General features: G+C 71.4%; 17 protein-coding genes. 13 read left to right on the top strand and 4 right to left on the bottom strand.

Annotated elements, in window-relative coordinates; all coding sequences use genetic code 11:
- Window positions 1-20: 20 nt before the first annotated feature.
- Genes ACAX67_RS14650 through ACAX67_RS14640 form a run of 3 tightly spaced genes read right to left on the bottom strand, consistent with a single transcriptional unit; the run spans window position 21 to window position 5,347 of the window.
- Complete coding sequence (locus ACAX67_RS14650) at window positions 21-2,324, bottom strand: Calx-beta domain-containing protein (RefSeq protein WP_370704610.1); 2,304 nt, start codon at window positions 2,322-2,324, stop codon at window positions 21-23.
- Between the two features lie 29 nt (window positions 2,325-2,353).
- The gene (locus ACAX67_RS14645; protein WP_370704609.1) at window positions 2,354-2,533 is read right to left on the bottom strand and encodes a hypothetical protein; all 180 of its coding nucleotides are present in this window, start codon (window positions 2,531-2,533) and stop codon (window positions 2,354-2,356) included.
- 60 nt (window positions 2,534-2,593) lie between these two features.
- On the bottom strand, window positions 2,594-5,347 hold the full coding sequence (locus tag ACAX67_RS14640; protein ID WP_370704608.1) for a helix-turn-helix transcriptional regulator: 2,754 nt from the start codon (window positions 5,345-5,347) through the stop codon (window positions 2,594-2,596).
- Between the two features lie 182 nt (window positions 5,348-5,529).
- Here ACAX67_RS14640 and ACAX67_RS14635 point away from each other — a divergent pair, with 182 nt between their 5' ends.
- Window positions 5,530-5,700: a CsbD family protein gene (locus ACAX67_RS14635; RefSeq protein WP_370704607.1), complete on the top strand. Its 171-nt coding sequence runs from the start codon at window positions 5,530-5,532 to the stop codon at window positions 5,698-5,700.
- A gap of 51 nt (window positions 5,701-5,751) precedes the next feature.
- Here the strand turns inward: ACAX67_RS14635 and ACAX67_RS14630 are convergent, their stop codons facing one another.
- Window positions 5,752-6,768 (bottom strand): AraC family transcriptional regulator, encoded by a 1,017-nt coding sequence (locus ACAX67_RS14630; RefSeq protein ID WP_370704606.1) that lies wholly within the window; start codon window positions 6,766-6,768, stop codon window positions 5,752-5,754.
- A 117-nt stretch (window positions 6,769-6,885) separates the two neighbouring features.
- Here ACAX67_RS14630 and ACAX67_RS14625 point away from each other — a divergent pair, with 117 nt between their 5' ends.
- The 12 genes from ACAX67_RS14625 (at window position 6,886) to rpoZ (ending at window position 19,058) form a co-directional block, all read left to right on the top strand.
- On the top strand, window positions 6,886-7,842 hold the full coding sequence (locus ACAX67_RS14625) for an alpha/beta hydrolase (protein ID WP_370704605.1): 957 nt from the start codon (window positions 6,886-6,888) through the stop codon (window positions 7,840-7,842).
- Between the two features lie 107 nt (window positions 7,843-7,949).
- Window positions 7,950-8,540 carry a bifunctional pyr operon transcriptional regulator/uracil phosphoribosyltransferase PyrR gene (gene pyrR, locus ACAX67_RS14620; protein ID WP_370704604.1) on the top strand — a complete coding sequence of 197 codons (591 nt, stop codon included), beginning with the start codon at window positions 7,950-7,952 and terminating at the stop codon, window positions 8,538-8,540.
- Window positions 8,537-9,487 (top strand): aspartate carbamoyltransferase catalytic subunit, encoded by a 951-nt coding sequence (locus tag ACAX67_RS14615; protein WP_370704603.1) that lies wholly within the window; start codon window positions 8,537-8,539, stop codon window positions 9,485-9,487. Before pyrR ends, ACAX67_RS14615 begins: the two co-directional genes overlap by 4 nt.
- Window positions 9,484-10,779 (top strand): dihydroorotase, encoded by a 1,296-nt coding sequence (locus tag ACAX67_RS14610; protein WP_370704602.1) that lies wholly within the window; start codon window positions 9,484-9,486, stop codon window positions 10,777-10,779. The genes ACAX67_RS14615 and ACAX67_RS14610 overlap by 4 nt, the downstream gene beginning before the upstream one ends.
- Window positions 10,779-11,990: a glutamine-hydrolyzing carbamoyl-phosphate synthase small subunit gene (gene carA, locus ACAX67_RS14605; protein ID WP_370704601.1), complete on the top strand. Its 1,212-nt coding sequence runs from the start codon at window positions 10,779-10,781 to the stop codon at window positions 11,988-11,990. The genes ACAX67_RS14610 and carA overlap by 1 nt, the downstream gene beginning before the upstream one ends.
- A gap of 3 nt (window positions 11,991-11,993) precedes the next feature.
- Complete coding sequence (carB, locus tag ACAX67_RS14600; protein WP_370704600.1) at window positions 11,994-15,314, top strand: carbamoyl-phosphate synthase large subunit; 3,321 nt, start codon at window positions 11,994-11,996, stop codon at window positions 15,312-15,314.
- Window positions 15,311-16,351 (top strand): quinone-dependent dihydroorotate dehydrogenase, encoded by a 1,041-nt coding sequence (locus tag ACAX67_RS14595; RefSeq protein WP_527891026.1) that lies wholly within the window; start codon window positions 15,311-15,313, stop codon window positions 16,349-16,351. Before carB ends, ACAX67_RS14595 begins: the two co-directional genes overlap by 4 nt.
- A complete protein-coding gene (gene pyrF, locus ACAX67_RS14590; RefSeq protein WP_370704599.1) occupies window positions 16,348-17,202 on the top strand; it encodes an orotidine-5'-phosphate decarboxylase in 855 nt (284 codons plus the stop codon). Before ACAX67_RS14595 ends, pyrF begins: the two co-directional genes overlap by 4 nt.
- Window positions 17,199-17,687, top strand: a complete 489-nt coding sequence (locus ACAX67_RS14585; protein ID WP_370704598.1) for a hypothetical protein — start codon at window positions 17,199-17,201, stop codon at window positions 17,685-17,687. The genes pyrF and ACAX67_RS14585 overlap by 4 nt, the downstream gene beginning before the upstream one ends.
- Window positions 17,688-17,817: 130 nt before the next feature.
- Window positions 17,818-18,138, top strand: coding sequence for an integration host factor, actinobacterial type (gene mihF, locus ACAX67_RS14580; protein WP_370704597.1), 321 nt, complete (start codon window positions 17,818-17,820; stop codon window positions 18,136-18,138).
- Window positions 18,131-18,715 (top strand): guanylate kinase, encoded by a 585-nt coding sequence (gene gmk, locus ACAX67_RS14575; RefSeq protein WP_370704596.1) that lies wholly within the window; start codon window positions 18,131-18,133, stop codon window positions 18,713-18,715. Before mihF ends, gmk begins: the two co-directional genes overlap by 8 nt.
- A gap of 10 nt (window positions 18,716-18,725) precedes the next feature.
- On the top strand, window positions 18,726-19,058 hold the full coding sequence (rpoZ, locus tag ACAX67_RS14570; RefSeq protein ID WP_370704595.1) for a DNA-directed RNA polymerase subunit omega: 333 nt from the start codon (window positions 18,726-18,728) through the stop codon (window positions 19,056-19,058).
- Window positions 19,059-19,100: the final 42 nt, after the last annotated feature.

Genomic DNA, 19,100 nt, shown 5'->3' with positions numbered 1-19,100 from the left:
GCTCCTGAGCCGGACGGTGGTCACTCGTCGCTGGTGATGGTCAGCTGGTAGGTCTTGAGAGAGCCGAGGACCACGTCGCTCGGCGCGGCGAGGGTGAGCACGGCGGTCTCGTCGACCTCCGCGGTGGCGTCGTCGGCGACCTCGATGGTGAGGTCGGCGCTGCGCTGGCCGGCGGGGATCGTCAGCTTCGTGGGCGCGAAGTAGTCGGCTCCTGAGGTCGCCGTGCCACCGCGGGTGAGGCTGACCGTGATCGGCACGCCCGACACCGCCGACAGTCGCACGCTGACGTCGACGAGCGCGCCGGGCTCCGCGCCCGCCCCGCTGGTGGTAACGAAGTTGATGCGTGGAGGCGCGTCGTCGTCCACGATCGTCGTGGTCGCGAGAGCCGGGTGGGTGAGCATCAGGTCGAGGGGGTCGTGCAGGCGGACCTGGAAGTCCTCGCTCAGGCGCTCGTCCAACGCGTCGGGGTAGATCGGGATCTCCAGCTGGCGCGTCGCGTCCCCGTCGCTGAACGCGAGCTCGCCCCCCTTGCCCTGGAAGTCGGTGCCGGGTGTCGCCGATCCGGCGACGGTGTCCCACTCGACGCTGGACGCACCGCAGCCCGATCCGGTCCGGTCCACCTGCAGGAGCACGGAGCCGGTCTCGTTGGTCGGGACGCTCGCCTGGGTGAAGTGGACGGTGCACATGGCCGTGGTCGCCTCGGTCTCGCCGTTGTTGACCGGTACGGCGTCGAGCTGGTCCTCGTAGACGCGTGCCTGGTGCACGAGCGGGCCTGCGGCGGACGGGACGTTGTAGGTGAGGGCGAGCCATGACGACTCGGCGTCGGCTGCCAGAGGTCCCCCGTAGCGGCACTTCACCGTGGTTGCACCGGGCGTGCAGGTCCAGCCCGCACCCGAGGCGGAGGCGAAGGTCGCGCCGTCGGGGATCGTGCTGACGACGTACACACCGGTCGCGGCGCCGATCGCGGCGTCGATCTCAGCGATGCCCGTGCCCGTGCTCGCGTCATTGAGGTTGGTGACTCGCGCGCGGTAGGTGACCGTGCCCAGCACCGGCACCGGGTCGGCCGTGTCGACCTGGTGGAGCTGGAGGTCCACGGAGTCGTGCCCGCGGAAGCGCCGGGCGATGATGCCGCGACCGTCGCCGTCCTGGCCGCTGCCGTCCCAAGCGATCAGCGCGTCGCCGTCCGCGTCCAGCCCCACCTGCGCCAGCCACTGGGAGCTCGTCGTCGTCAGGTTGGCTCGGGTCTCGCGCCCCACGCGGACGCCGTCCGCGGTGTAGCGCTGCGTGAACACACCCGAGAGATCTGCGTCGTCACTCGTCCAGGTCACGACGTAGTCGCCGTCGGCGTCCATGGCGACGCTCGATCCGGTCTGGTCGCCGCTGGTGGCAGTGTTGACCAGGACCTCAGGGCCCTGACGCGAGCTGATCCCGGTGAAGCGCTGCGCATAGACCCCGCTGGGGTCGTCCTCGCCGATATCCCCGTCGTATCCGGTCCACGTCACGACGAAGTCGCCACCTGCATCCATGGCCACGCTGGGTTCGTACTCGGAGCCGATGTTGGTCAGGTCGCCTACGAACTCGTTCGTCAGAGGTGCCCCGGTCCGCGTGTAACGACGCAGGTAGACCGAGTTGGCCCCGCCGCTGGCGTGGGTCCAGGCGATCACGTAGGCCCCGTTGGCGTCCATCGCGACTTCGGGCTCGTACTGGCTGCCTGCCGTGGTGATGTTGACGAGGGTCTCCCCGCCGAGCGCAGCGCCGGTGGCGGAATAGCGGCGCGCGTAGACGTCGGCGGTGTACAGGTCGGGGCCGCTGAGCCAGGTGACGACGAAATCCCCGGTGGCATCGATCGCGACGCTCGAGTCGCCTTGGTCGCCGGCCGTCGTCGCGTTGATCCGCACCTCGCTGCCCGGTGTCCTGCTCCCCGAGAAGAACCGTCGGGCGTAGACGCCCAGGCCGCTGCCGTCCTGGCCGATGCTGGTCCACGAGACGACGAAGTCTCCAGAGGCGTCGATCGCGACGTCAGGATCGAACTGGTCCCCGACGGTCGTCAGGTTGACGCGGAACTCCGCGCCGTCCGGGGCCCCGGTAGCGGTGAGCTTCTGGGCGTAGATGCCCCCGAGGTCGCCGTCCTGACCGCTGCTCGACCAGACCACCACCGCGTTGCCCTCGGGGTCAGTGGCGACGCTCGGGCCGATCTGATCGCCTGTGGTGAAGGTGTTCACCCGGAACTCCGCGGACGCCGGCGGTCCGGCCGAGGCGGGAGCGGTGGTCGCGCCGATCGCCAGGATCGGAGCGGCGACGAGGGCGGCGACGAGGGTGGTCATGGCGCGCATGAAAGAGGCTCCCGAGGGGTTCAGGCGGTGAGGGCGGTTTCGAGGGCCTTGAGGAGGTCGAGCGTCCCGGAGAACGCGATCTCCTCGGCCTGGTCGGTTCGGTGGAGCGTGCCTTCGAGACGACCGTCGGGGGTGCGGACGAGGCGGACGGCGAGGTCGACGGCCTCGGCGGACAGGGCCGGCGACGTGGCGTGCTCCATGACCGGCACGCTGGCACGCGGAAGGTCGCCGTGTCCCCGATGACGACCCTAGGATCGACCCTAGGTTTTGCTCGGGGCGCCGACTGTGGGCGCCGCCGTGGTGTGGCCCTCGAGCCGGGCCGCGATCTGCTGACGGGAGCTGATCCCGAGCTTCGCGAAGACCCCCCGGAGGTGGAACTCGACCGTCTTCACGGTGACGTAGAGCTCCTCTGCCGTCTCGCGATTGCTCCTGCCGGTGGCCACGAGCCGCGCCACCACGAGCTCGGTCGGCGTGAGCCCGTAGTCGCCTTCGTCCCGCCGGACGTCGCGGGCGACGCCGCAGAGCTCCAGCTCACGCTCGCAGGCCTCGACGTACGGCCTGGCCCGGAGCGGGGCGAACGTCTGACGGGCCCTCTGCAGCACCGGGACCGCACTGCCGACATCCCCCGCACGGCGCAGCCGGCGGCCGTCGGTGAGCGCGAGATGGCCCACGTCGAACGGCAGCTCGAGCCGGTCAGCAGCCTTCCAAGCGTCGGCGAAGTGCGCCGCTGCCGCGTCGTGGTCGCCGCGAGCACTCGCGAGGGCGCCGTGCAGCCGTGCGAGCGCCACGTCCGCCGACCGCAGACCGTCGGGGATGACGCCCGCGAACTCATCGAGCCTGCGCTCGGCCTCGTCGAGACGGCCGAGGCCGATGAGCGCCTCGACCTCCCACGGCCGCCAGTCGTAGATGCCCGGGCGGCCGGAGGCCTCGATCTGGCCGACCGATCGCACGAGCACGGTGGCGTCGACGACACCAGCCGGGTCGTTGCGCGCGGCGGCCAGGAGGACCCCGGCGAGGGTGGCCACGGCGGCGTGCCCGGCAACGCGGGTCTGCTCGGCGATGCCGCGCGAGATCGTCACGTGGTGCTGCGCCACCTCCCACTCACCACGGCTCGCCGGCACCAGGGCCGCGTAGCCGTGCACGAACGGGTAGTCGAGCTCCCTGTCGGCGGAGTGCGCCAGCGAGACCGCGAGCTCGGTGTGCACGACCGCGTCGTCCCACGCGCCGAAGCGGAACTCGGCCTCACCGAGGTAGCCGAGGCTCTGGCCCAGGAAGCGCAAGGGGACCCCGGCGAGGCGGCGCGCAGCGGCCAGGTTCAGGTCGGCCTGCGCCGCGCGCAGCTCCCCGCTCCACATGCGGACGACGCCGCGCATGACGAGGGCGTCGCTCGCCTGGTCCGGAAGGTCCTCGGCACTGTCGGGGATGATCGCCAGCCGGGTCTGGGCCTCGCTCGCGCGGCCCAGCAACGAGAGTGCGACCGCTCCCATCACGATGCCCACACCCGCGAAGTCGATGCTGAGGTCCTGCGCCGCAGCAACTGCGCGGTCCGCCCACACCAGCCCGTCGGACGCCCGGCACGCGATGAGGGTCAGGAGAGCAAGGTCAGCTGCCGCCGCGGCGCCGACCAGCGGCTCGATCGCCGGGTCGTGCGTGGCCCAAGCGTGCTGGAGGAGCTGCTCGGCGGCGGCGTCGCCCCGCAGCACTGCCAGGTGGCCGAGCAGGCCGGCGGCCCTCGCGCCGCGGTCCAGGGTCAGCACGACGGACTCGAACGGGGTCGCGGGCCCGACCTCCCCTGGGGCCAGCGACGCCTCGAAGGCGTCGAGGAGGCGGCGCTCCCGGTCGCGCACGTCGGCGCTCAACGCCGCCGCTTGGGCGAGCCACGTCGCCGACTGCGCCCAGCGTCCCTCCGTGGCCGCGGTCCCCGCAGATTCCTCGAGCTCCGCGGCCAGCCGGTCGTCGGTGCCCGCCGCGGCCGCGACCCGGTGGTCGAGGGCCGCCGTGCCGCCGAGGACGTCGGAGGCGCGCTGGTGAAGGTGCGAGCGGCGGGTGGGCGGGAGGTCGTCGTACACCGCGCGGCGCGTCAGCGGGTGGACGAACGCGACCTCGCGGCCGAGCGCGCTCATGCGTTCGCGCAGGAGGCCGGCGGCCTGGGCCTCCTCGACGGCGAGGGTCACGTCGGCCACTTCGGTGAGCGCGGCGACGGTGGTCAGGGACGACCGCAGGCCGAGCACCGACAGCGACTCGGCGAGCGCGCGCGCGTCGCTGGAGAGGACGCTGATCTTGGCGGCGATCACGCCCGCGAGCGCGCGCGGTGCGCGGACGCCCCGACGGTGGGCGCGCCGCAGGTCGTCGGGCGTGAGCTCCTCGAAGAGCGCGCGGCAGTAGAGCGGGTTGCCCGCGGTGTGCTCGAGCAGCGACTCGGCAGCCTCCCTCCCGAGCCCGGGAACACCCATCGAGACAGCGAGCTCCTCCAAGTCGCCGGGACCGAAGCCGCCCAGGCCGACCGTGGTGACGCGGTCGTCGCCCGCGACGAAGCGTGACCAACCGTCACCGAGCCTGGCCAGCCCACCCGGGCGGAGGGTGATCACGAAGAGCACGCGGTCCGCGCGCAGCCGGCGTAGGGCGAAGAGCACGGCGTCCGCCGATTCCTGGTCCGCCCAGTGGAGGTCCTCGACGAGTACGACGACGGGGCGACCCTCCGCGCCCTGGGCGGCGCCGAGGGTCCCGACGAGGGCGGCGCCGGCGGCGAGCGAGCCCGACGGGACCGCGCCCTCGGGCAGGAGGTCGCCTGCGAGCTGGGTGAGGAGACCGTAGGGGAGCAGCTGCTCGGCCTCGTCGGCTCCCGCGCGCAGGACGTGGGCTGGTTCGAGGTCCGCCGCGAAGCGACCGAGCAGCGTGGACTTGCCGATGCCCGCCTCGCCCTCAATGACCACGACCCGCGGCTCGCCCGCGCGGGCGCGGCGCAGCTCGTCGGCGAGCGACGCCAGCTCACTGACCCTGCCCACGAACGCCATCGAGTACCTCCGCGCGTGGTGTCTCCGGCCGGGAGTTCGCAGGCTAGTGGCGCGCGATGCGTGCTGACGACGGAAGCGGACGAATCTAGCCGATCGAATGAGCGTCAGATCGCCCCGGATCGACGTCGTGAAGGCGGGTATCGAGAGATCGTCAGCACATTGCCGAGCAACGAGGAGACGTCATGGGCAACGACGACAAGCTCAAGAACGCCGCCGACGACAAGGTCGGTAAGGCCAAGGAGACACTGGGCAAGGCGACTGGTGACGACGACCTCGAGGGTGAGGGCAAGGTCGACCAGACCAAGGCCAACCTGAAGCAGGCCGGCGAGAAGGTGAAGGACGCCTTCAAGTAACCGACCGTATGAGTGACGAGAGGCCCGGGCGGCGAATCCCCGGGTCTCTCGTCATTTGTCGGTCCGGAAGGCTCCTGGTGTGGTCGACGTCCACTTCTGGAAGGCCCGGGTGAAGCTGCTGGCGTCGGCGTAGCCCAGCCTCGCGGAGATCTGGGCCACCGAGAGCCTCGTGGTGTTGAGCAGCCGCATCGCCTCCGCGCGCCGGGTCGCCTCGACGAGCTCGCGGTAGGACGTGCCGTGCTCGTGCAGCTTGCGCTTGAAGGTGCGCCCGGACAGGTGCAGCCGCTCGGCGACGGTCTCGAGGTCGGGGACCTCGTCGCGCGACTCGCGGAGAGCGGCCCGGACCTGGGCGACCAGGTCGTGCCCCAGCCCGAGCTGCTCGAGCTCGAGGCGGCACTGCTCCTCGACCATGGTCGCCGTCACCCGGTTGGCGGTCGCGACCGGGAGGTCGAGGTCGCTGGCGGGGAAGCGCACCTGGTTGGCGCCCATGGCGAACCGGGCCACCGGCAGCCGGTCGGCGAAGCGCGCGTAGTAGTCGGGTTCGGTGCCGTCGAACCACAGCTCCAGCTCCTGGAGGCGGCGGCGCTCGTTGACCACCGGGGCCATCCGCGAGACCCCGACGAGGAACAGGTCGAGCAGGACCTGTCGCACGCGACCCACCGGCGCGGTGACCTCGACCTCGATCACGCCGCGGTCGTCGTCCACGGAGAGCGCCATGCTGACCATCGGCAGCCGGGCCGGCATGTACCGCTCGCCCAGCGCGATCGCCTGGCGCACGGTGGCCGAGCTGATGAGGCCGTAGCCCATGATCCCGTGGGAGGTCGGGCTGCTGTGGAGTCCGAGCTCGTAGCCGAAAGCCGGCTCCCCGGTCATCTCCACGGCGAGGTGGAGGAGTGCTCCGGCCTGCCAGGCGGTCAGCCGGGCGCCCGGGTCGTCGAGCAGCGCGACGGGGACGCCGGCGGCGTCGAGGAGGTCCTCGCCCGCGACGTCGTGGGTGGCCGCCACGTCGAGGATCAGCTGGGCGTACCCCACGGGGACGGCCGGCCTGTCGAACTCGGCCAGCTTCACCCGGGTAGGTGTACCACCTGGTGGCCCAAGGTGCGGGTCAGTTCGGCCCGTGAGGTCATGGACCGCCCCACCGCACCCGCCGAGGATGGGCACCACGCCTGCCCGGGAGGAGACCCGATGACCACCCACCCTGCCCCTAGCCGCCGCACGCTCCTCAAGCTCGCCGGGGGAGCAGCCGCCCTCTCGGCCGTCCCGCTCGGTCTCGGCGCCGCACCCGCGCGGGCGGTCGGCAACGGGTTCGGCCTGACGATCACCGACCACGCCACCTTCGGGCGGATGGAGTACTACCGCTTCGCGACCGGCAACATCTCCTGGCAGCCCGGCGTCAACGTGCTGCTCCCGAGCGACTACTACACCTCGGGCAAGCGCTACCCGGTGATGTACCTGCTGCACGGCGGCGCCCAGGACTTCCGCAAGTTCGACATGGAGGACGACATCCAGGGCCTCACCGCCGGCCGCAACCTCATCGTCGTCATGCCCGACGGCGGCACCGCCGGGTGGTACTGCAACCCGGTGTCGTCGTACGCCGGACCGCACAACTGGGAGTCCTTCCACATCAACCAGCTGATCCCGTGGGTCGACGCCAACTTCCGGACCTACGCCGAGTACGACGGGCGGGCGGTCTCCGGCTTCTCGATGGGCGGCTTCGGCGCGTTGAAGTACGCCGCGAAGTACTACGGCCACTTCGCCTCGGTCAGCGCCCACTCCGGTCCGGCCAGCCTGCGCCGCGACGGCGGTCTCGTCGTGCACTGGGCCAACACGAGCGCACAGTGGACCGACCTCGCGGGCGGCACCGTCTACGGCGAGCCGTTCTGGGACCAGGGCCGGGTCACCGCCGACAACCCCGTCGAGCGGCTCGAGAGCTACCGCAACAAACGGATCTTCCTGGTCTGCGGGCTCGACGAGGACGTCAACGAGACGCCGGTCCGCAACGGGCAGCGCGAATTCCGGGGCCTGCTGGCCCAGCGCGGGATCCCGCACGAGTGGCACGAGCTCCCGGGCGCCCACTTCGTGCGCCGCGAGATGCTGCAGGCCGACGTCGACGGGGTGATCGCCCGACTGAAGAAGGCCTGAACACGCCGACCCGGCTTCAGCTCGGAGCCGGGTCGGCGGTAGGGTGGCAACGTTCGACATCCTTTAACGAGCCGTCCCGTGAGGCGGAGAAGGAGGTTCGGTCAGCCTTGTCTGCCCAGCAGACCCCGAGGACGCACCAGGGGTCACCCGGCCGCACCGTTCTGGACGCCCGTGACATCGCCCGGGCTCTCACGCGGATCTCCCACGAGATCCTCGAGCGCAACAAGGGCGCGGGCGACCTCGTGCTCCTCGGCATCCCGCGGCGCGGCGTCCCGCTCGCGCGCCGGATCGCCGACCGCATGTCCCAGGTCGAGGAGTACGACGTCCCCGTCGGCTCGCTCGACATCACGATGTACCGCGACGACCTGCGCATGAAGCCGGCCCGCGCGCTGCTGCCGACCGAGATCCCGCCGGGCGGGATCGACGGCAAGGTCGTGGTGCTCGTCGACGACGTGCTCTACTCCGGCCGCACCATCCGTGCGGCGCTCGACGCGCTCAACGACGTCGGCCGCCCCCGTGCCGTGCAGCTCGCCGTGCTCGTGGACCGCGGCCACCGCGAGCTCCCGATCAGGGCCGACTTCGTGGGCAAGAACCTGCCGACCTCGCTCGCCGAGCGGGTGAGCGTGCGGCTCGCGGACCTGGAGGAGGACGGCATCGACGCCGTCTCCATCGAGCCGAAGGGGGAGGTGGCGGAGTGAAGCGGCACCTCCTGAGCGCGGCGGACCTGAGCCGCGACGACGCCGAGCTGGTCCTGGAGACCGCGGCGGAGCTGCGTTCGCTGGCCGACCGGCCGATCAAGAAGCTGCCCGCCCTGCGCGGACGCACGGTGGTGAACCTCTTCTTCGAGGACTCCACCCGCACCCGGATCTCCTTCGAGGCCGCGGCCAAGCGGCTCTCGGCCGACGTCATCAACTTCGCCGCCAAGGGATCGAGCCTCAGCAAGGGGGAGAGCCTCAAGGACACCGCGCTCACCCTCGAGGCGATGGGCGCCGACGCGGTGGTCATCCGTCACAGCGCGAGCGGCGCCCCGCACCGGCTGGCCAACTCCGGCTGGGTGCGCTCCAGCGTCGTCAACGCCGGGGACGGCACCCACGAGCACCCCACGCAGGCGTTGCTCGACGCGTTCACCCTGTGGCGCCACCTCGGCGAGGAGCGGAAGGGTGGCCTGGAGGGCCGCCGGGTCGCGATCGTCGGCGACGTGCTGCACAGCCGGGTCGCCCGCTCCAACGCGCTCCTGCTGAAGACCCTGGGCGCCGACGTGACCCTCGTCGGCCCGCCCACCCTGCTGCCGGTGGGCGTGGAGTCGTGGGGGGTCGAGACGTCGTACGACCTCGATGCGGTGATCCCGAAGGTCGACGCGGTGATGATGCTGCGGGTCCAGCGCGAGCGGATGCTGGGCGGCTTCTTCCCGACGCCGCGGGAGTACTCGCGGCGCTACGGCCTCGACGGCCGCCGGATGGCGACCCTCCAGGACCACACGATCGTCATGCACCCCGGTCCGATGGTGCGCGGCATGGAGATCACCGCCGACGTCGCCGACTCCGCCCGGTCGGTGATCGTCGAGCAGGTGACCAACGGTGTCGCCGTCCGCATGGCCGTCCTCTACCTCCTGCTCGGGGGATCCGAAAGCGAGAACAACGAGTGAGCTACCTGATCAAGAACGCGCGGATCCTCGGTGGCGAGCCCACCGACCTCCTGATCGAGGACGGCAAGGTGGCGGCCATCGGCGCCGGCCTCGCTGGGGAGGGCGCAGAGGTGGTCGAGGCCGACGGGCTGATCGCGCTGCCGGGCCTGGTGGACCTGCACACCCACCTGCGGGAGCCGGGCCGCGAGGACGCCGAGACGGTCGACACCGGCACCCGCGCCGCCGCGCTCGGCGGCTTCACCGCGGTGCACGCGATGGCCAACACCAACCCCGTGGCCGACACCGCGGGCGTGGTCGAGCAGGTCTGGCGGCTCGGGCGCGAGGCCGGCCACTGCGACGTCTACCCCATCGGTGCTGTCACCGTGGGCCTGCAGGGCGAGCAGCTCGCCGAGCTGGGCGCGATGGCCGACTCGGCCGCCCGGGTGCGGGTCTTCTCCGACGACGGCCACTGCGTGAGCGACCCGCTGCTGATGCGACGGGCCCTGGAGTACGTCAAGGCCTTCGACGGCGTCGTCGCGCAGCACGCGCAGGACCCGCGGCTGACCGAGGACGCCCAGATGAACGAGAGCGAGCTGTCCGGCCGGCTCGGCCTGGCCGGCTGGCCCGCGGTCGCCGAGGAGGCGATCATCGCCCGCGACTGCCTGCTGACCGCCCATGTCGGCTCGCGGTTGCACGTCTGCCACGTCTCCACGGCCGGTTCGGTCGAGATCGTGCGCGACGCCAAGCGCAAGGGCTGGAACGTCACGGCGGAGGCCTGCCCGCACCACCTGATCCTCACCGACGAGCTCGCGGCCACCTACGACCCGATCTACAAGGTCAACCCGCCGCTGCGCTCGGCGAGCGACGTCGAGGCGCTGCGCGCCGGGCTGGCCGACGGGACGATCGACATCGTCGCCACCGACCACGCCCCGCACCCGCACGAGGACAAGGACTGCGAGTGGGCCGCCGCGGCGTTCGGCATGCTCGGCCTGGAGACCGCGCTGTCGATCGTGCAGCACACGATGGTCGACCCCGGCCTGATCGACTGGGCCGACGTCGCCGAGCGGATGTCCTACGCCCCGGCGCGGATCGGCCGGGTGGCCGACCACGGGCAGCCGATCGAGGTCGGCGGACCGGCCAACATCGTGCTCTACGACCCGGCCGCTACCAGAACGATCGTGGCCTCGGAGTCCGCGTCTCTCTCCCGGAACACCCCGTACGCCGGGATGGACCTGCCTGGGAGGATCGAGGCGACGTTCCTGCGCGGACGTCCGACGGTTCTCGACGGGAAGCTCTGGGAAGGCGACGCCTGATGGCCATTCTTGTTCTCGAGGACGGGCGCACGTTCCGTGGCGAGACCTACGGCGCCGAGGGCGAGACGTTCGGCGAGGCGGTCTTCAACACCGGGATGACCGGCTACCAGGAGACCCTCACGGACCCCTCCTACCACCGCCAGGTCGTCGTGATGACGGCCCCGCACATCGGCAACACCGGCATCAACGACGAGGACCCGGAGTCGAGCCGCATCTGGGTGGCCGGCTACGTCGTCCGCGACCCCGCCCGCCGGGCGAGCAGCTGGCGCTCCCGTCGCTCGCTCGACGACGAGCTGCGCACGCAGGGCGTGGTGGGCATCAGCGGCATCGACACCCGCGCCCTGACGCGGCACCTGCGCGACCGCGGCGCCATGCGCTGCGGCATATCCACGCACGAGACCGACCCCGAGGCGCTGCTGGCCCGGGTGCTCGAGCAGCCCCTGATGGTGGGCGCCGACCTGGCCGGCGAGGTCAGCGTCGAGAAGAGGTACGTCGTCCCGGCCCGCAACGTGCCGACCGGCGAGAAGCCCTTGGTGGTCGCCGCGCTCGACCTCGGCATCAAGGGCATGACGCCCGCCCTGATGGCCGAGCGCGGGATCGAGGTCCACGTGCTGCCCGCCTCGGCGAGCATCGAGGAGGTGCGCGCGGTGGAGCCCGACGGCGTGTTCTTCTCCAACGGTCCCGGTGACCCCGCGACCGCCGACGTCTCGACATTGCAGGACGTGCTCGCCGACGGCACGCCCTACTTCGGGATCTGCTTCGGCAACCAGCTCTTCGGGCGCGCGCTCGGCTTCGGCACCTACAAGCTCACCTACGGGCACCGTGGGATCAATCAGCCGGTGATGGACCGCACGACCGGCAAGGTCGAGGTCACCGCCCACAACCACGGGTTCGCGGTGGACGCGCCGCTGGACGAGGCGACCGAGACGCCGTACGGCAGCGCCACGGTCAGCCACGTCTGCCTCAACGACGACGTCGTCGAGGGCCTCGAGCTGCGCGACGCGGAGGGCAGGTTGAAGGCGTTCTCGGTGCAGTACCACCCCGAGGCCGCCGCCGGGCCGCACGATGCCGCCTACCTGTTCGACCGCTTCGTCGACCTCATGGGGTCTCGTGACGCTCGCGGAGCGAGCTCCTCGACCGACGGGCACACGGAGGTCGAGGAGGTCGCGCAGCGACCGTCTCGAGACCCCGCGAGCCGAAAGGACTCCTGAAACATGCCGAAGCGCGACGACATCAAGTCGGTCCTGGTCATCGGCTCCGGGCCGATCATCATCGGCCAGGCCTGCGAGTTCGACTACTCCGGCACCCAGGCGTGCCGGGTGCTTAAGGCCGAGGGGCTGCGGGTGGTGCTGGTCAACAGCAACCCGGCCACGATCATGACCGACCCCGAGTTCGCCGACGCGACCTACGTCGAGCCGATCACCCCGGAGTTCGTCGAGAAGGTGATCGCGCGCGAGCGCCCCGACGCCGTGCTGCCGACCCTCGGGGGCCAGACCGCCCTCAACGCAGCGATCGCGCTGCACGAGAACGGCGTGCTGGAGAAGTACGGCGTCGAGATGATCGGCGCGAGCTTCGACGCGATCCACCGCGGTGAGAACCGCGAGCTGTTCAACGCGATCGTCGAGAAGGTCGGCGGGGAGGTGGCCAAGAGCTTCGTGTGCCACTCGCTCGACGACTGCGAGAAGGCCGCGTCCGAGCTGGGCTTCCCGGTCGTCGTACGCCCCTCGTTCACCATGGGCGGCACCGGCTCCGGCATCGCCTACGACGCCGACGACCTGACCCGGATCGCGGGCGCCGGCCTCGACGCGTCGCCGACCACCGAGGTGCTGATCGAGGAGTCGATCATCGGGTGGAAGGAGTACGAGCTGGAGGTGATGCGCGACAAGGCCGACAACGTCGTCATCATCTGCTCGATCGAGAACTTCGACCCGATGGGTGTGCACACCGGTGACTCGATCACCGTGGCGCCGGCGATGACGCTGACCGACCGCGAGTACCAGCACCTCCGCGACCTGGCGATCGACATCATCCGCGAGGTCGGCGTCGACACCGGCGGCTGCAACATCCAGTACGCCGTCAACCCGCGCGACGGCCGCGTGATCGTCATCGAGATGAACCCGCGGGTGTCGCGGTCGAGCGCGCTGGCGTCCAAGGCGACCGGCTTCCCGATCGCGAAGATCGCGGCCAAGGTGGCGATCGGCTACACGCTCGACGAGATCCCCAACGACATCACGGCCCGGCCCGACGGGCAGAGCACACCCGCGAGCTTCGAGCCCAGCCTCGACTACGTCGTGGTGAAGGTGCCGCGCTTCGCCTTCGAGAAGTTCCCCGGCGCCGACCCGAGGCTGACCACGCACATGAAGTCGGTCGGCGAGGCGATGGCGATCGGCCGCAACTTCACCGAGGCGCTGCAGAAGGCGCTGCGCTCGCTGGAGGACAAGAAGGCCCCGTTCGACTGGCACAAGGAGCTCGTCGACCTGGACAAGGCCGCGCTCCTCCAGGAGATCGAGATGCCCCACGACGGGCGTCTGAAGAAGGTGATGGACGCGATCCGCGCCGGAGCCACGCCCGAGGAGGTCTTCGAGGCGACCGGCATCGACCCGTGGTTCGTCGACCAGCTGATGCTGATCAACGAGACCGCCCAGGAGCTCATCGAGGCCGACGAGCTGACGCCGGCGCTGCTGCGCAACGCCAAGCGCCACGGCTTCTCCGACCTGCAGATCGGCAAGATCCGCGGCATGACGCCCGACGTCGTCCGCGGCGTGCGCCATGCGCTCGGCATCCGGCCGGTCTACAAGACCGTCGACACCTGTGCGGCCGAGTTCGCGGCCAGGACGCCCTACCACTACTCCTCCTACGACGAGGAGACCGAGGTCGCGCCGCGGGAGAGGCCCGCGGTCATCATCCTCGGGAGCGGGCCCAACCGGATCGGCCAGGGCATCGAGTTCGACTACTCGTGCGTGCACGCCAGCCTCGCGCTGAGCGAGGCCGGCTACGAGACCGTGATGGTCAACTGCAACCCGGAGACGGTCTCGACCGACTACGACACCTCCGACCGCCTGTACTTCGAGCCGCTGACGCTCGAGGACGTGCTCGAGATCGTGCACGCCGAGGAGACGGCCGGGCCCGTCGCGGGCGTGATCTGTCAGCTCGGCGGCCAGACGCCGCTCGGCCTCGCGCAAGGCCTCAAGGACAACGGCGTCACGATTGTCGGCACCAGCCCCGAGGCGATCCACCTCGCCGAGGAGCGGGGCGCGTTCGGACGGGTGCTCGCGGAGGCGAAGCTGATCGCCCCCCAGCACGGCCTGGCGACCTCGTTCGAGGAGGCGCGCGAGGTCGCGGAGCGGATCGGCTACCCGGTGCTCGTGCGACCGTCGTACGTCCTCGGCGGCCGGGGCATGGAGATCGTCTACGACGAGGCCTCGCTGGCCAGCTACATCTCCCGCGCCACCGAGGTCACGCCCGAGCACCCGGTGCTGGTCGACCGGTTCATCGACGACGCCGTCGAGATCGACGTCGACGCGCTCTTCGACGGCGAGGACCTCTTCCTCGGCGGCGTGATGGAGCACATCGAGGAGGCCGGCATCCACTCCGGCGACTCCTCCTGCGCGCTGCCGCCGATCACCCTCGGCGACGCGGAGATCCAGCGGATCCGCGAGGCGACCCTGGCGATCGCGAAGGGCGTCGGCGTCCGGGGCCTGATCAACATCCAGTTCGCGCTCGGCTCCGACGTGCTCTACGTGCTCGAGGCCAACCCGCGCGCCAGCCGCACCGTGCCGTTCGTCTCGAAGGCGACCGGCACGCCACTGGCCAAGGCGTGCGCCCGCGTGATGATGGGCGCCACGATCGGCGAGCTGCGGGCCGACGGCGTGCTGCCGGCCGAGGGTGACGGAGGCACGTTGCCGCCCGACCAGCCGATCGCGGTGAAGGAGGCGGTGATGCCGTTCAACCGGTTCCGCACGCCCGACGGCCGCCAGGTCGACACGGTGCTCGGACCGGAGATGAAGTCGACCGGCGAGGTGATGGGCCTCGACGCCGACTTCGGCACCGCCTTCGCCAAGGCGCAGGCCGGGGCGTTCGGCTCGCTCCCGACGAGCGGCAAGGTCTTCGTGAGCATGGCCAACCGCGACAAGCGGCACATGATCTTCCCGATCAAGGTGCTGGCCGACCACGGCTTCGAGATCCTCGCCACCAAGGGCACCGCCGAGGTGCTGCGCCGCAACGGCGTGGAGACCACCGTGGTGCGCAAGCACTTCGAGGGAGAGGGCCCGGCGGGGGAGAAGACGACGGTCCAGCTCATCCTCGACGGCGAGATCGACCTGGTCATCAATACGCCCCACGGCGCCACCAGCGGCGGATCGGCGCGGCTCGACGGCTACGAGATCCGTACGGCGGCGGTGCGGGCCAACATCCCGTGCATCACGACCGTGCAGGGGCTCGGGGCAGCGGTGCACGGCATCGAGGCGATGCACCGCGGCGACATCGGCGTGAAGCCCCTGCAGGAGTGGACGGCGCAGCAGAGGCCCGCTCGGTGACCTTGTACGACGCCGTCTACAAGCACGGCCTGTCGCGGATCGACGCCGAGGTCGCCCACCACCGGACCTTCGACGCGCTGCGCGCGGCCGGTCCGGCGCTGCGGCACGGTCCTCGGCCCAAGGGCCGAGCGGTGCACGCGATGGGCCTGACCTTCCCCAACCCGCTGGGGCTCGCTGCCGGCTTCGACAAGACGGCGCAGGCCTTCGAGGAGCTGGGCGCCTTCGGCTTCGGGCACGTCGAGGTCGGCACGGTCACCGCGCTGGCGCAGCCGGGCAACCCCAGGCCGCGGCTGGTCCGGCTGCCCGACGACCGCGCGGTGGTCAACCGGATGGGCTTCAACAACGACGGAGCGGCCGCCGTCGCCCAGCGGCTCGCCAAGCGGGAGCGCCGGCGCCGGGGTCCGCTGCTCGGCATCAACATCGGCAAGTCGAAGGTGGTCCCCGACGACGACCAGGCCGCGGTCGAGGCGGACTACGAGACCTCGACCCGCCTGCTGGCGCCGTACGCCGACTACCTGGTCGTCAACGTCAGCTCGCCCAACACGCCCGGGCTGCGCAACCTGCAGGCGGTCGAGAAGCTCGCGCCGTTGCTCGCCCACGTGCGCGACGTCGCGGACCGGGCGGCCGCCGACGCGGGCCGCGACCGGGTGCCCCTGCTGGTGAAGATCGCGCCCGACCTCGCCGACGACGACGTGCTGGAGGTGGCCGACCTCGCCGTCGCGCAGGACCTCTCCGGGATCATCGCGACCAACACCACGATCAGCCGGACGGGCCTGCGCTCGGATGCGTCGGTCGTCGAGGCGGCCGGTGCCGGGGGCCTGTCCGGCGCTCCGCTGCGCCGACGCTCCACCGAGGTGGTCCGCCTGCTGCGCGGGCGCGTGGGGGACCGGCTCACGTTGATCGGGGTGGGCGGCATCTCGACCGCCGAGGACGCGCAGGAGCGGCTCGATGCGGGAGCCGACCTGGTCCAGGCCTACACGGGCCTCATCTACGGTGGCCCGATGTGGCCGCGCCGGATCCTGAAAGGCCTGGAATGACCCTTCCCTTCGGTGAGCGCTTCGCTGCCGCGATCGCTGAGCGCGGCCAGTTCTGCGTCGGCATCGACCCTCATGCCGGCCTGCTGCACGAGTGGGGCCTCGACGACTCGGTCGAGGGACTGGAGAGGTTCGCGCTCACCGCGGTGGAGGCCGTGGCGCCGTACTGCTCGGTGGTCAAGCCGCAGTCGGCCTTCTACGAGCGGTTCGGCAGTCGCGGCATCGCGGTGCTCGAGCGGGTGATCGCGGAGTCGCGCGCCGCCGGCGCGCTGGTGCTGCTCGACGTCAAGCGCGGCGACATCGGGTCGACCTCGCAGGCGTACGCCGAGGCCTACCTCGACCCGCTGTCGCCGCTCGCGTCGGACGCGATCACGATCAGCCCCTACCTGGGCTTCGGCTCGCTGCTGCCATTCGTGGAGGTGGCCCGGGCCAACGGCGCCGGGCTCTTCGTGCTCGCCGCGACCTCCAACAAGGAGGGGCCCGAGGTGCAGGAGGCGGTGACCAGCGACGAGTTCGGTGGCCGCACGGTCGGCTCGGCGATGCTCGACCACCTGCGCGAGCTCAACCACGGCGCGAAGCCGGTGGGTTCGTTCGGTGCGGTCGTCGGTGCGACCATCGACACTCCGCCGACTTCTGGGGAGGGCTACGACTTCGCCATCAACGGGCCGATCCTGGCGCCCGGCTACGGCGAGCAGGGCGGGACCGCGGCCGACATCGTCCGCATCTTCGGCGCCTCGGCGCACCACGTGGTCGCCAGCTCCTCGCGGGGTGTGCTCCGGCTCGGCCCTGACGGACCGGCCATGCGCGACGCGATCCAGCGGGCCAACGACGAGCTGCGGAGCCTGCTCGGGTGAGGGGCCGTGCTGCGCTGAGGTGCGCCGTCGCCGCCCTGACGGCGTCGACGGTGCTCTCGCTCGCGGCGTGCGGCAGCGACGACGACGACCCCTACGCGATCCCGGACCGGTTCCAGGACTACTGCGACACGGTGAAGTCCCTGCAGGCACCGATCGGCGACGCGCTGTCGGCGGGCGGGGACACGACCGGCCTCATCAAGGCCCTGCCCAGCTTCCGCTCGCTCGCCGACAAGGCCCCGGGCGACATCGCCGACGACTGGAAGATCGTGGTCGCGCGGATCGAGGACCTGGTCGACGCGCTCGAGGCCGCGGGTCTCGACCCGCAGACCTACCAGCGTCGGCACCCTCCGAAGGGGTTGGCGAAGGAGCAGCGCGACGCGATCGACGCTGCCGCGGTGGCACTCGTCTCGGCGACGACCACCGAGGCGATGAGCAGCGTGCAGCAACAGGCGCGCGATGTGTGCAAGACGCCACTGGCCCTGTGAGTCCCGACGTACGGCCCCGCATTGCCGCACCGCGCGCGACCTGACTAGGGTGGCGGCTTGGCGGCCGCCCCCGCCGCCCAGCTCGACGATTCCGGCTGCGCTCGACCGTTCGACCGAAGGATCCGTGTACGTGGCACTGCCTCCTCTCACCCCCGAACAGCGCAAGGCAGCGCTGGCCAAGGCTGCCGCCGCCCGCCGCGAGCGGGCCGAGGTCAAGAACCGGCTGAAGAACTCCGGCGCCTCGATCGCCGACGTCCTGGCAGAGGGGCAGACCAACGAGGTCGTCGGCAAGATGAAGGTCATCGACCTGCTCCAGGCCGTCCCCGGCCTCGGGAAGGTCCGTGCCACCCAGCTGATGGAGCGGCTCGGGATCGCGGAGTCCCGCCGCGTCCGCGGCCTCGGCGCCAAGCAGGTCGCCGCCCTCGAGCGCGAGTTCGCGCCGGGTGACTGACGCCGCAGCCCGGCCCAGCCGCCTCGTGGTCCTCGCCGGGCCGACGGCGGTCGGGAAGGGGACGGTGGCGGCCGCGGTCCGTGAGGACCACCCCGACGTGTGGATCTCGGTGTCGGCCACGACCCGGGCGCCGCGACCGGGCGAGACCGACGGCGTCCACTACCTCTTCGTCGACGACGCGGAGTTCGACCGGCTCGTCGAGGACGACCAGCTCCTGGAGTGGGCGGTCGTGCACGGCCGGCACCGCTACGGCACGCCCCGCGGACCGGTGGAGGAGGCGCTGGCGGCCGGACGACCCGCGATGCTCGAGATCGACCTGCAGGGTGCGCGCCAGGTGCGTCGGACGATGCCCGAGGCTCTCTTCGTCTTCCTCAAGCCGCCCTCCTGGGAGGAGCTCGTACGCCGACTGGTCGGTCGCGGCACCGAGAGCGACGAGGAGCGGGAGCGCCGGCTGGCGACAGCAGTGGAGGAGCTCGCGGCGGAGACGGAGTTCGACGTCACCATCGTCAACCACGAAGTTCACGATGCAGCGGCGGAGTTGGTAGGCTTACTTGGTTGCCCATCCACTGGATCGTGAGGCCTTTTACGTGTCTGCCCCGAACATCGACGCCGTTGGCGTGACCAACCCGCCGATCGACGACCTGCTCAGCAAGACCGACAGCAAGTACAAGCTGGTCCTCTACAGCGCCAAGCGCGCCCGGCAGATCAACGCCTACTACTCCCAGCTCGGCGAGGGCCTGCTCGAGTACGTCGGCCCGCTCGTCGACACCCACGTCCAGGAGAAGCCGCTGTCGATCGCGCTCCGCGAGATCAACGAGGACCTGCTGACCTGCGAGGACATCGACCCGGCCGAGCTCGCCGCCGAGGAGGCTGCCGCGTCGGCCGCCACCGACGCCGCGATCGCCGACGCCACCGAGTGATCTGAGCCTGTCGTGACCCCGGGCAGCCGGCCGCGCGTGGTG

Origin of the sequence: Nocardioides candidus (assembly GCF_041321175.1) — a bacterium.
Lineage (GTDB): Bacteria > Actinomycetota > Actinomycetes > Propionibacteriales > Nocardioidaceae > Nocardioides.
Note: the sequence above shows the minus strand (reverse complement) of the source record. Positions and strands in the feature narration are given on the sequence as shown.